Annotated in this window: 11 protein-coding genes; 3 read left to right on the top strand and 8 right to left on the bottom strand. The window is 62.5% G+C overall.

Annotation, left to right across the window (positions count from 1 at the left end):
- The first annotated feature begins 191 nt into the window (after nucleotides 1-191).
- Nucleotides 192-764, top strand: a complete 573-nt coding sequence (locus H7C86_RS29035; protein ID WP_019747666.1) for a dihydrofolate reductase family protein — start codon at nucleotides 192-194, stop codon at nucleotides 762-764.
- A 62-nt stretch (nucleotides 765-826) separates the two neighbouring features.
- Here H7C86_RS29035 and H7C86_RS29030 read toward each other — a convergent pair whose 3' ends face one another.
- From H7C86_RS29030 to iolC, 8 genes are read right to left on the bottom strand one after another with little or no spacing between them, the layout of a single operon-like run.
- On the bottom strand, nucleotides 827-2,332 hold the full coding sequence (locus H7C86_RS29030) for a CoA-acylating methylmalonate-semialdehyde dehydrogenase (RefSeq protein WP_019747667.1): 1,506 nt from the start codon (nucleotides 2,330-2,332) through the stop codon (nucleotides 827-829).
- A gap of 24 nt (nucleotides 2,333-2,356) precedes the next feature.
- Nucleotides 2,357-3,241, bottom strand: a complete 885-nt coding sequence (locus H7C86_RS29025; RefSeq protein WP_134998744.1) for a sugar phosphate isomerase/epimerase family protein — start codon at nucleotides 3,239-3,241, stop codon at nucleotides 2,357-2,359.
- Nucleotides 3,242-3,243: 2 nt separating this feature from the next.
- A complete protein-coding gene (locus H7C86_RS29020; protein WP_019747669.1) occupies nucleotides 3,244-4,284 on the bottom strand; it encodes a Gfo/Idh/MocA family protein in 1,041 nt (346 codons plus the stop codon).
- Nucleotides 4,285-4,310: 26 nt separating this feature from the next.
- Entirely contained in the window at nucleotides 4,311-5,216 is a 906-nt protein-coding gene (locus tag H7C86_RS29015; protein ID WP_019747670.1) for a sugar phosphate isomerase/epimerase, read from the bottom strand.
- 52 nt (nucleotides 5,217-5,268) lie between these two features.
- Nucleotides 5,269-7,224, bottom strand: a complete 1,956-nt coding sequence (gene iolD / locus H7C86_RS29010; protein WP_182262724.1) for a 3D-(3,5/4)-trihydroxycyclohexane-1,2-dione acylhydrolase (decyclizing) — start codon at nucleotides 7,222-7,224, stop codon at nucleotides 5,269-5,271.
- A 14-nt stretch (nucleotides 7,225-7,238) separates the two neighbouring features.
- Nucleotides 7,239-8,111 (bottom strand): 5-deoxy-glucuronate isomerase, encoded by an 873-nt coding sequence (gene iolB / locus H7C86_RS29005; RefSeq protein ID WP_134998745.1) that lies wholly within the window; start codon nucleotides 8,109-8,111, stop codon nucleotides 7,239-7,241.
- A 21-nt stretch (nucleotides 8,112-8,132) separates the two neighbouring features.
- Complete coding sequence (locus tag H7C86_RS29000) at nucleotides 8,133-9,032, bottom strand: aldolase (protein WP_133728409.1); 900 nt, start codon at nucleotides 9,030-9,032, stop codon at nucleotides 8,133-8,135.
- Nucleotides 9,025-10,029 carry a 5-dehydro-2-deoxygluconokinase gene (gene iolC, locus H7C86_RS28995; RefSeq protein ID WP_020969140.1) on the bottom strand — a complete coding sequence of 335 codons (1,005 nt, stop codon included), beginning with the start codon at nucleotides 10,027-10,029 and terminating at the stop codon, nucleotides 9,025-9,027. The genes H7C86_RS29000 and iolC overlap by 8 nt, the downstream gene beginning before the upstream one ends.
- Before the next feature lie 199 nt (nucleotides 10,030-10,228).
- On the opposite strand from iolC, the gene H7C86_RS28990 reads away from it, so the two are divergent.
- Together H7C86_RS28990 and H7C86_RS28985 are read left to right on the top strand one after the other, a co-directional pair.
- The gene (locus tag H7C86_RS28990; RefSeq protein ID WP_003941006.1) at nucleotides 10,229-10,966 is read left to right on the top strand and encodes a GntR family transcriptional regulator; all 738 of its coding nucleotides are present in this window, start codon (nucleotides 10,229-10,231) and stop codon (nucleotides 10,964-10,966) included.
- Between the two features lie 106 nt (nucleotides 10,967-11,072).
- Nucleotides 11,073-12,221, top strand: a complete 1,149-nt coding sequence (locus H7C86_RS28985; protein ID WP_134998746.1) for a Gfo/Idh/MocA family protein — start codon at nucleotides 11,073-11,075, stop codon at nucleotides 12,219-12,221.
- The last annotated feature ends 22 nt before the right edge of the window (nucleotides 12,222-12,243 follow it).

Raw genomic sequence — 12,243 nt, 5'->3', positions numbered from 1 at the left:
CGAGGGTATGCGAACGTGAGGGAACGTCCGAATCGCCACGCAAGCAGAGGGATCGAAAACAGGCGATTCGGTTTGTACATCGGTCATAGTGGACGATCGCCGCTGATGAGTTCCACCACCACGCAGAGTCTGTAACAGTGGTGTAGTCGACTACTCGAATGGCGCACACGCACTGACGACAGGGGATCGGTATGGGCAAGATCGTGGTGACAGAATTCGTGTCTTTGGACATGGTCATGGAAGCGCCCGGTGGCGAACCGGGCTATGCGCACACTGGATGGGTCTTTCCGTACCAGGAGGGCGATCAGATGAAGTTCAAACTCGACGAAACCCTCGCCGCGGACGTGCTTCTACTCGGTCGACGGACCTACGAGAGCTTCGCCGGTGCCTGGCCTGAGCGCGAAGACGACCAAGGCTTTGCGGACAAGATGAACGAGATGCCCAAGTACGTCGTCACGAGTTCGACGGAGCCGCTCGAATGGAACAACTCGACGGCGCTCGACGGTCCCATCGAGGAATCCGTTCCGAAGCTGAAGGAACAGATCGACGGCGAAATCCTGGTCGCGGGAAGTCGGACGCTCGTCCACGCGTTGTTGCTGGCCGGTCTGGTCGACGAGCTGCGACTGATGGTCTTCCCGGTCATTCTCGGGTCCGGCGGGAGAGTGTTCCCCGAATCGGCCGACAAGATCGACCTCGAGTTGAAGGACGATCGTCGGTACGAATCCGGAGTTCAGGTGCTGACGTACCACCCCACGGTCGCGTAGACCTCTCGAAAACATCTGTGGCCGAGCCTCTTCGAGAGTCTCGGCCACAGATGTCTTGCCGGCTAACTGTTTTCGGGGAAGCCGAGGTTGATGCCGCCGTGGCTGGGGTCGAGCCAGCGACTGGTGACGGCTTTACCTCGCGTGAAGAAATGAACACCTTCTGTCCCGTGAGCGTGGGTGTCACCGAAGAGGCTGTTCTTCCAGCCGCCGAAGCTGTAGTAGGCCATGGGAACCGGGATGGGGACGTTGATGCCGATCATGCCGACCTCCACCTCGTTCTGGAAGCGTCGGGCAGCGCCGCCGTCGTTGGTGAAGATGGCGGTGCCGTTTCCGTACGGGTTGTTGTTGATCAGTTCGAGGGCTTGGTCGTAGGTATCGACGCGCACGACGGAGAGAACAGGCCCGAAGATTTCGTCGGTGTAGATCGACATGTCGGTGGTGACGTGGTCGATGAGGGTGGGACCGAGCCAGAAGCCGTCCGGTCCACCATCGGCCTGGACTGTACGTCCGTCGACCACGATGGTGGCGCCGTCCTTCTCGCCTGCATCGACGTATGAGGCGACCTTGTCGCGGTGGGCCTTGGTGACGAGCGGACCCATGTCGGAGTTCTTGGTGCCGTCACCGGTGACGAGGGGGGTGGTGCGTTCGACGATCTTGGCGACCAGTTCGTCGGCGATGTCGCCGACTGCGACCAGGGCGGAGATCGCCATGCATCGTTCGCCCGCGGAGCCGAATCCCGCGTTGACCATTGCGTCGGCGGCGAGGTCGAGGTCGGCGTCCGGCAGAACGATGGCGTGGTTCTTGGCGCCGCCGAGTGCTTGCACGCGTTTGCCGTTGGCGGTGCCGGTGGCATAGACGTACTGGGCGATGGGGGTGGATCCGACAAACGAAATCGCTTTGACTGCTTTGTTTTCCAGGAGTTCGTCGACGGCGAGCTTGTCACCTTGGAGGACGTTGAAGACGCCGGGGGGCAGACCGGCTTCGGCCCAGAGTTCGGCGAGCCAGATCGCCGCGGTGGGGTCCTTCTCCGAGGGTTTGAGAATCACGGTGTTCCCGGCGGCGATGGCAACCGGGAAGAACCACATCGGGACCATCGCGGGAAAATTGAAGGGGGAGATGATGCCTACGGGGCCGAGGGGTTGGCGGATGGAGTAGACGTCGACCTTGGTCGATGCATTCTCGGTGTATCCGCCCTTGAGGAGATGCGGTATTCCGCAGGCGAATTCGACTACTTCTTGTCCGCGGCTGATTTCGCCGAGGGCGTCGGAGAGAACCTTGCCGTGCTCGGCTGTGATGATCTCGGCGAGTTCACCTTTGCGAGCGTTGAGGAGTTCGCGGAAGCTGAACAGTATCTGTGTGCGCCGGGCCAGGGAGGTGTCACGCCAGGCGGGGAAGGCCGCCGCAGCAGCGTCGATGACGGTGCGAGCGTCCTCGAGGTTCGCCAGGGCGAGTCGGCCGGTGATCTGTCCGGTGGCGGGGTTGGTGACGGGGGCGGTGTTCTCGGATGTTCCGGCGAACGACTTGCCGTCCAACCAGTGCGCGATGACACGAGTATCAGTGCTGGTCATGGTATTTCCTAGTGGTCTGGTGGCTCAGGAGTTCGGGGAGGTGTACTTGGCGACATAGTCGTTTATCGTCTCGCGTTGGTACCGGGAAACCTCGTGTGCGTTTTCGTTCTCGGCGAAGACGCTCGACACCATCACGGTGTTGTCACGATCGTAGAAGCCGAGTTTGCCGAGGCCGCCGAAGAATTCGTCCCAGTTGACGTCTCCGTCCCCGATTTTGAGGTGTTGATGCACTCGAACGGCATTGCCTGGCGGATTGGTGATGTAGCGAAGTCCGTGGGAACGGTGATGATCCATGGTGTCTGCCACATGTACGAGACGGACCATGTCGCCGGCGGCCTCCATGATGGCGGGAAGGTCCCCACCCATGTGGAATTGGTGGCACGCCACGATCACCATGCCGAGGTTCTTGGAGTTCACGCCACGGATCGTGCGGATCGCGGCAAGTCCGTCTTCGACAAAATCGTCCGGGTGCGGGTCGATCAGGACGTCGATCCCCTCGCGTTCGATGATCGGAAGCAGTTCCTCCATCGAACGATAGAACGCACGCTCGGACTCTTCGGCTTTCTCGGGGCGGCCGGAGAATTCGGTGTTCATGACGTTGACACCGAGATCGACCGTGATCTGGATGGCCCGCTTCCAGTAACGCACTGCTGCTTCGCGAGCGTCCTCGTCCGGGCCGGACCACCGAAGGACCGGGAGCACCGACGCGATGCCGACTCCCGCACTCGCGCAGGCCTTCCGGAACTCGGTGACGAGCGCGTCGTCGGCTTTCGGGTGATTGAAGAACGGGATCATGTCGACGTGCGGTGTGAGCTGCAGGTACTCGTATCCGAGATCGGCAACAACTCGGGGAAGCTCCAGCAGCGAGTAATCGTGATGGAACGGTGTGGGATCGAGTGCGACCTTCATCGCTACGCTCCGGCCACAGAGTCGCGCGCAACCATGTCCACGACGACGCGTTGACCCGTCTCCAGAGACTTCACGCCAGCGGCGCAGACAGCGGCCGCGGCGTACCCGTCCCAGGCACCTGGTCCGTCGATGTAGTTGCCGGTGCCGGCGCCCGTCTTCACTGCCTTGATCCACCGGGCGAACTCGGTGTCGTATGCCTGCCCGAAGCGTTCGCGGAATCCTGGGGTGATCTGCCCACCCCAGTTTCCGGGCTTGGTCTTTCGGATCAGTCCCACGTCGAGTCCGATCATCGCGCTTCCGAGTTCGCCGACAACTTCGGTGCGCACCTCGTAGGCAACTCCGGTGGTGACAAACACCTCGGCGTCGACGTGTCTACCGGACTCGGTCTCGAATATCGCGATCTGTGGGTCTTGAATGCCCTCGGGAGCAAGCGAATTCGCAGACGGCCGAATTATCTGCACCGAGGTGATCTCTTCGTCGAGCAGGAATCGCGTCACGTCGACCTCGTGGACGAGTGAGTCCTTGACGATCATCGCGCTGTCGAAGCCGTTCGGAACCGCAGGATTGCGGTGCGCGCAGTGCACAACGAGAGGGCGACCGAGATCGCCGCTGTCGATCAAATCCTTGAGCTGGGTGTATTCGTGGTCGAACCGGCGCATGAAACCAACCTGGATCAGTTTCTTTCCCAGCGCTGCTTCGGCTTTGACGATCGCCAGCGAACTGTCCGCGTCGGTGGTCAGCGGCTTCTCGCAGAGAACCGGCTTGCCTGCTTCGAGGCAGGCAAGTACCTGCTTCTCATGGGTCGGGCCCGGGGTTGCGAGCACAACGGCGTCGACGTCCTCGGCTGCGATGGCATCGAACGGATCGACGACGACGCGTGACCCCGGCGTCAATGCTGCGATTTCCTCGGCGCGGGCAAGAGAGTAGTCGTTGACGACAGTGACTCGGGCACCGCCGATTTTGTTGGTGATGCGGTCGACGTGATCGGCCCCCATGATGCCGACGCCGAGCACTGCGATCCGGAGATCCTGGTTGTCAGACATGCGGTGGTACTCCTCGATTGTGTTGCTCAGCTGAAACGGACGGCGGGGACGCCACAGGTGGACAGGTATTTCTGAGTGCGCTGTGCGATGGGCAGCGGTGTGTCGGGATGGCAGGGATACATGTCCTGCTCGACGATCGCGAACACGTCGATGCCGAGCTTCTCGATGGCCTCCAGAAGCGGCGGCATGTCCGGGATTCCACGCGGTGGTTCGATCATCGCGCCGAGTTTGACGGCTTCGCCGAACGGCAGGTCCTCCGCCTCCACCTTGGCGACGATCGCCGGATCCACCTGCTTGAGGTGCAGGTACCCGATGCGCTCCGGATGCTTGTTGATGATGGCCAGGTTGTCGCCGCCGCAGTAGCTGATGTGGCCGGTATCGAGGCACAGGTTCACGAAACGCTCGTCTGTACCTTCGAGGAACTTGTAGACGTTGTCCTCGATGTCGACATGGCTGTCGGCATGAGGGTGGTACTGCGCCATGACGCCGTACTCCTCGAGCATCGCCTTGCCGAGAGCGTTCATGCCGTCGGTTTTCTTGCGCCACTGCTCGGGAGTCAGATTTCGATCTTCGAGTACCACTCCGGTGGAAGGATCGCGCCACATCTCGGGGATGACCACTACGTGCTTGCCGCCGACGGCTGCGGTCAACTTGGCGACGTCCTTGATCTGATTCCAGACGGCATCCCAGGAATCGTCCTGGTGCAGGTGTTCGAAAACGGTACCGGCCGAAAGCTTGAGGCCGCGTGCTCCGAGTTCGTCAGTCAGCTTGGCTGGATCGGTCGGAAGGTATCCGAACGGACCGAGTTCGATCCATTCGTATCCCGACGCGGACACCTCGTCGAGGAATCGCGTGTACGGGGTCTGCTGAGGGTCGTCCGGAAACCACACACCCCAGGAGTCGGGGGCTGATCCGACGCGAATCGCGCTCATGTCTAGATTCCTTTCGCGGGCAGGCTTCTTGGGGTGTGGCTGTGCGGAATTTTCATTCGGATGGACGTAGATACGATCGCTGGATCTTCTTCCAGGACTCGTAGGCTGTCCGGGCGTTCTTGGTCGATTCCAGTTCGGAAGTAGCTGATACCGGTACGTCCCACCATGATTCGCTGTCCGGGGCGCCGATCAGCGGATCGGTTTCGACGTGGATGACCGTGCTGGTGTCGCTTGCTTTGGCGACTTTGATCGCGTCGGCGAACTCGGCGGCGGTGTTGGCGCGGATGACGTCGACACCGAGGCTGGCGGCGTTCGCGGCCAGATCGACCGGGAGAACACCTCCGTCGAGACGTCCGTCATTCGAGCGGTAGCGGTACTGCGTGCCGAAGCGCTGGGAACCCAGCGACTCTGACAGCGAACCGATGGAGGCAAATCCGTGATTCTGCACCAGGACGACGATGACCTTGAGGCGTTCCTGTACGGCGGTGACCAATTCGGTGGCCATCATCAGATAGGAACCGTCGCCGACCATCACGAACACGTCGCGATCGGGGCACGCCATGCGGACGCCTAGACCGCCGGCAACTTCGTATCCCATGCACGAGTACCCGTATTCGACGTGATACCCCTTGGCATCACGGGTTCGCCACAGCTTGTGGAGGTCACCCGGCATGGACCCGGCAGCGCACACCACGACGTCACGTGCATCGGACAACGTGTTGACCAGGCCGATGACCTGATTCTGATTCAGTGAGCCGTCAGCCGCGGGTTCGGCTGGGTTGTAGACGGATTCGACGATCGCATCCCAATTGCGGGCGAGTTCACCGATCCTGGACGCGTATTCGTCGTCCACCCGGTAGTCGTTCAGTGCAAGTGCCAGCGCGTCGAGTGCCTCACGTGCGTCGGCGACAACACTGACTCCGCCCTGCTTCACGGAGTCCAGTGAAGCGACGTTGATGTTGACGAAGCGAACGTCGGGATTGGTGAATGCGGTGCGGGACGCGCTCGTGAAATCGCTGTACCGCGTGCCGATTCCGATGACGACGTCCGCCTCGGTGGCCAGTGCGTTTGCAGCCGTAGTGCCGGTGGACCCCACCGCCCCGACGGATTGTGGATGGTCGTAGACCAATGAACCCTTGCCGGCCTGGCTCTGCCCCACGGGGATTCCGGTCTGCGCGCAGAACGCTGCCAGAGAGTCGGTGGCCTGGCTGTAGATCACGCCGCCGCCGGCGACGATCAGTGGCTTGCGAGCCGAGCGGATGATCGCGGCGGCGCGTTCGATCACCGATCGCTCGGGGAGCGGGCGGGCCACGTGCCACACCCGTTCGGCGAAGAAAGACTCGGGCCAGTCGAATGCCTCGGCCTGCACGTCCTGCGGGATGGCGATGGTGACTGCGCCGGTCTCGACGGGATCAGTGAGAACGCGCATCCCGGCGAGCAGAGCGCTCGGCAACTGCTCCGGGCGCCATACCCGATCGAAGTATCGTGAGACCGGCTTGAAAGCGTCGTTGACTGTGACGTCGCCGCTCGACGGGAGTTCGAGTTCCTGCAAGACGGGGGCACTGGCGCGGGTCGCGAAAGTGTCTGCGGGAAGGAGTAATACAGGTAGACGGTTGATGGTGGCCAGCGCCGCGCCGGTGATCATATTGGTGGCACCGGGGCCGACGCTGGACGAGACTGCCCACGTCTGCAGGCGGTCCTTCATGCGGGCGTGCGCGACAGCCGAGTGCACCATCGCCTGTTCATTGCGGCCGAGCACGTAGGGGAGTGTCGGCTCACGGCCGGCGTCGAGATCCTGGATCTCGGCCTGCAAGAGTGCCTGCCCCAGTCCGGCGACGTTGCCGTGCCCGAAGATTCCGAAGCAGCCGGCGAACAGCTTGGTGCGCTGGCCATCGCGTTCGGTGTACTGGTTGGCGAGGAAGCGGACGACAGCTTGAGAAACGGTGAGGTGTACGGTCGGCTCGTCGCGAGGTAGACGATTGCCGGTTGCGTTGTTGGTGGGTGCCACAGCTTTCACTTCCGTCAGTTGTGGGACTGCAACGGCAGTCGAGGGTCGATGTCCTGGTGATCCCAGCTTCCACGTAGCCAGGTGTGTTGCGGATCGTCACAGATGTTCCACGCCCGGATCTCGCCCGAACCTGCCATGACATTGAGGTAGTACATGTGGTGGCCCGGCGCTGCGATGGACGGGCCGTGATAGCCGTGCGGCACGAGGACGACGTCGCCCGAGCGGACTTCCTCGAGCACCTCGATAGGTCTCTCGGCGGTTCCGTACACGCGGTGGTAGCCGAACCCTTCGGTCCCGGTGGGGCTGCGGTCGATCTCGAAGTAGTAGATCTCTTCCAGGGCCGATTCGACGTCGCTGTTCTCGTCGTGCTTGTGGCTGGGATACGACGACCAGTTCCCGCCGGGGGTGATGACCTCACACGCGATGATGGAGTCTGCCTCGAAAGTGTCTGCGGTGGCGAAGTTGTGAACCTGTCGGCTGCAGTTACCGGCACCGCGGAGTTCGACGGCAACTCCCGACACCGGGCCGTAGCGATGGGGGAGCTTTGCGCCGGCGCGCGCTCCGCACAGGGCGAAGCGGCCTCCACCTGCGCTGGCCACTGTGTAGTCGGAATCCTTTCCTACGTAGGCGAAGTCGCTCGGTCCGTCGAAGACCGACGCGCGGCCGGTCAGGGCGATCTCCGTCCCCTCGGCAACGATCACGGCCGAACCCGACAGTGGAACGACGACTATCTCGTTCTCGCCGGACTGCAGGTGGACGTTAGCGCCGGGGGCGAGTTCGAGTGTCCACAAGCTGGATTCGGCCCACCCGGCGGACTCCGGCGTGACCACTGTCGTGAAATCACCGTCGGCGGACGATCCGGCGGGGACGTAGTACTTGCTGAACATCTTGCTCCTGCCAGGTCGGTTCTAGTGGACGAGCTTGACTGCGGTGTCGACGGCCGCGGTCACGTCGCCGTCCGGTGGGTAGAGCAGCGCGCGCCCGACGATCAGTCCGCGCACGGACGGCAGCTGAAGGGCAGCGCCCCACTTCGCGTACGTTTCTTCCGGCGCGATCTGCGGATCGCCGCCCAGGAGCAGCGTCGGGAGGGTGGTCGCATCCATGACGCGTTCCATCTCGTCGACGACCGGCAGTTTCATCCACGTATACGCCGAGGTGGAGCCGAGACCTTGGGAGATGTGGATGGACTTGATGACGGCGTCGGGGCTGAGATCGTTGACCACCTTGCCGTTGACGCGACTGGAGAGGAACGGCTCGAGCATCGCGATCAGTCCGGCCGCGGCCAGTTCGTCAACGGCCTCGGCACATGCCGTCATGGTGGGCAGGGTGCCCGCGTCGTCGAGGGCGATGCGCAGCAGCATCTTTCCGCCGTTCATTCCGAACTTCGCGGTGCCCGCCGCGGTATATCCGGTCATGCGGTCGTCGAGTTCGAAGCTCGCGCCCGCCAGGCCGCCGCGGTTCATCGACGAGAAGACGACCTTGTCCTCGAGGGCCCCGAGGAGGAGCAGATCGTCGAGAATGTCCGCGGTACCGAGAACGCCGTCGACTCCGGGATTGTCGAGCGCCGTGCGTAATCTGTCGAGCAGATCGGTACGACTGTTCATCGCTGTCGGCTTGCCGCCGACAGACAATGCCCCACGCGCTGGATGATCGGCAGCGACGATCATCAGTCGTCCGTTGCCTCGAACGGTGGCGCGAGGAGTTCTTGCTGCCCAGGACTTTTCGATGATCTGCGGATCGCTCGCACGCAGTTCCGTCACGTCGGCGTAGGTGGTGGCGAGGGGGCGGGCGGCGAGCTTGTCAGACATTGACTGCCTCCGTGGCTGTGGCTTCGGCGAGATCGTGGACTTCTTCAGCGGTTGGCATCGCAGTGGAGCATTCGAGCCGAGATGCGACTATCGCACCGGCCGCGTTGGCATAGCGCAGTACCTTCTCCAGTGGCCACCCGGCCAACAGTCCGTGGCACAGTGATCCGCCGAAGCTGTCGCCAGCACCCAGCCCGTTGACCACGTCGACGGCATTGGGCGGCACGGTGATCGATTGCTTTCGTGTTTTGCCGAGAACACCCTTCGGGCCCTGCTTCACGATCGCCAGTTCGACTCCGAGGTCGAGAAGCGCGTCAGCGGCCTTGTTCGGGTTGGTCTCACCGACCGCGATCTCGCACTCTTCGCGGTTTCCGACGGCTACCGTCACGTGCGCGAGAGCGCGCTGCACCTGAGTGGTCGCTTCTTGGGGTGTCGACCAGAACATCGGGCGGTAGTCCAGATCGAGGACCGTCAGCGGGCGTCGTTCGCGGGCTTCCCAAGCAGCGAAGTGTGCACTGCGACTCGGTTCTTCGGACAGTCCCGTCACAGTCGACCAGTAGAGGGACGCTCCTCGAACGGCGTCGAGGTCGATATCTTCCGGGGTGATCCGAAGATCGGGCGCATGCGGCTTGCGGTAGAAGTACAGCGGGAAGTCGTCAGGGGGGAAGATCTCGCAGAACGTCACCGGTGTCGGGTACTCGGAATTGGTGACGACAAACCTGTTGTCGACGCCCAGACGTGCCAACTCGCGTGTGACGAACTTTCCGAAGGGATCGCTGCCTACGCCGGAGATCAGTGCTGCTCGCCGGCCGAGGCGTGCAGCCGCCACCGAGACGTTTGCCGCGCTGCCGCCGAGAAACTTGCCGAAGGTCTCGACGTCTTCGAGTCCGACACCGGTTTGAAGTGGGTAGATGTCCACCCCCGATCGGCCGATGGCAAGCACGTCGAATGGTGCGTCAGGGATGTGTGACCCGCTCTGGTGAGTGTTGATGCTTGTCAAGACTGACTCCCGAGAGTTCGTGGTGGGCTGCCCGCGCAGGGCACCGTTGTATGACTGAAACTGTGCGCCGCGACACAGCAATTGTCAATAGTTTGTCTGGACATTATGACTTGCGGTCAAGTGAATGTTAGTGTTCGCATACACTGCCGAGAGAAGTAGCGTCGATACGGCGCCTTCCCAAGACAGATCGGAGTTGACCGTGGTCGCAGCACTCGCCGTCGAGTTGGACCGCTCGAGCCCGGTGCCGCTGTATTTTCAGCTGGCCCAGGCAATCGAGGGCGCTATTCTCGGTGGCGAACTTGCCCCAGGTGATCGCTTCGAGAACGAACTGGCGTTGGCCAAACGGCTCAATCTCTCACGTCCGACAACTCGACGTGCGATCCAGGAACTGGTGGACAAGGGCCTACTTGTTCGTAAGCGGGGAGTCGGAACTCAGGTGGTGCAAAGTCCGGTGCACCGCCCGGTCGAGCTCACCAGCCTGTTCGACGACCTTGCGAGGGCCGGCCAGGCGCCCACGACCAAGCTGCTCGAGTTCACGGTGGGAGTTCCCGCCGAGGACGTTGCCGCGGAACTCAACCTCGAACCTGACGCCGAAGTGGCCACCATCAGGCGTCTGCGAAGCACCAACGGCGAACCGCTGGCAGTGATGACCAACTACATTCCGGTGGACATCGCACCCGATCCCGAGGAGTTGGAGACGCAAGGGCTGTACCAAACCTTGCGAACTCGCGGCGTTCACATCCGTGTGGCGCGGCAGCGAATCGGCGCTCGGGCGGCGACTCGCGAAGAAGCAGGATTGCTCGACGAGAAAGTGGGTGCTGCCCTCTTGACCATGAGCCGCACTGCATTTGACGATTCAGGTAGTGCCGTCGAGTACGGCAGCCACTGCTACCGAGCGTCGCGTTACTACTTCGACACCACCGTGGTCGACCGCTAGATCTCGATCCCGGTGACACGAGTACCCGCCTGACCGAGTCAGTGGGGGTGATTTGTGATCCCAGCATTTCTGCGATCCTTCGATCATTTGACCCGAACGGAGCCTCATGACAGGCATTTCAGTAGCAGTTGCCGGATTCGGATGGATGGGCCGCGTACACACGCAGGCGTATCTGCGTCTGCGGCAGCACTATCCCCAGCTTCCCGTGATCCGCCTGGCCGCCGTCGCCGACGAGGTGCCGGGCCGAGGGGAGGAAGCGGCGGACCAATTCGGTTTCGAAGCTTTCACCCAGGACTGGCGCGATATCGCAGCCGATCCGGCCATCGACGCGGTGAGCATCACGGCCCCGAACTTCTTGCACCGTGAAATCGGCGTCGCAATGGCAGAGGCCGGCAAACACATCTGGATCGAGAAGCCCGTCGGGTTGTCCACGGAAGACGCCAAAGCTGTTGCCGCAGCAGTCTCGAAGGCCGGTGTGCAGTCGACCGTCGGCTTCAACTACCGAAACGCGCCGGCTGTGGCCCTGGCAAAAAGCCTGATCGACTCAGGGGAGTTGGGCACGATCACGCACTCGCGTTTTCGTTTCCTCAGCGACTATGCGGCCCACCCTGAAGGCGCTTTGAGTTGGCGATACGAGCGTGAGCGCGGCGGCGCCGGCGTCCTGGGCGACTTGGCTTCGCACGGCATCGATCTGATTCGTCATCTTCTCGGTGACGTCGACGCTCTCGTTGCTGATACTGCGATCTTCATCCCGGAGCGTGCGCGTCCGTCCGCCGCTACCAGTGGACATGCCCGAGCCAGCGGCGGGGAGATGGGAGCTGTCGAGAACGAAGACTTCGTCAGCGCACTGCTGCGGCTCGGCTCGGGCGGCCGCTGCACCCTCGAAGCGTGCCGAGTCGCCGTGGGAGAGCAGAACAACTACGGATTCGAGATTCACGGTACGAAGGGTGCCGTGTTCTGGGATTACCGCCGGATGGGTGAACTGGGCACCAGCCTCGGCTCGAAGTACCAGGACCAATCCGTCACGACGGTTTTGGTCGGCCCCGAGTCAGGTGAGTTCGGACGCTTCCAACCCGGCGCGGCCAACGCCATGGGTTATGACGACCTGAAGGTCATCGAGGCTCGCAATTTCGTCTCTTCGATCTTGGACGGAGCGCCGCAGGGCGCGACCATCGCTGATGCTGTCGCGTCGGCGCAGGCTCTGGACGCGATGGTTGCCTCGGTCTCCTCCGGTGGCTGGATTTCTCTCGGCTGATCGAGAATCGCTCCGAAAGGCT

The sequence above is a fragment of the Rhodococcus sp. UFZ-B548 genome (assembly GCF_903819475.1).
In the GTDB taxonomy this organism is placed as follows: Bacteria; Actinomycetota; Actinomycetes; order Mycobacteriales; family Mycobacteriaceae; genus Rhodococcus_F; species Rhodococcus_F erythropolis.
This window is presented reverse-complemented; position numbering and strand designations above follow the sequence as displayed.

Bases quoted from the DNA above. Each gene is read 5' to 3' on its own strand.
- H7C86_RS29035 (WP_019747666.1), top strand. From the start codon at position 192: ATGGGCAAGATCGTGGTGACAGAATTCGTGTCTTTGGACATGGTCATG.
- H7C86_RS29020 (WP_019747669.1), bottom strand. From the start codon at position 4,284: ATGTCTGACAACCAGGATCTCCGGATCGCAGTGCTCGGCGTCGGCATC.
- H7C86_RS29015 (WP_019747670.1), bottom strand. From the start codon at position 5,216: ATGAGCGCGATTCGCGTCGGATCAGCCCCCGACTCCTGGGGTGTGTGG.
- iolB (WP_134998745.1), bottom strand. From the start codon at position 8,111: ATGTTCAGCAAGTACTACGTCCCCGCCGGATCGTCCGCCGACGGTGAT.
- H7C86_RS29030 (WP_019747667.1), bottom strand. From the start codon at position 2,332: ATGACCAGCACTGATACTCGTGTCATCGCGCACTGGTTGGACGGCAAG.
- H7C86_RS29025 (WP_134998744.1), bottom strand. From the start codon at position 3,241: ATGAAGGTCGCACTCGATCCCACACCGTTCCATCACGATTACTCGCTG.
- H7C86_RS29000 (WP_133728409.1), bottom strand. From the start codon at position 9,032: ATGTCTGACAAGCTCGCCGCCCGCCCCCTCGCCACCACCTACGCCGAC.
- H7C86_RS28985 (WP_134998746.1), top strand. From the start codon at position 11,073: ATGACAGGCATTTCAGTAGCAGTTGCCGGATTCGGATGGATGGGCCGC.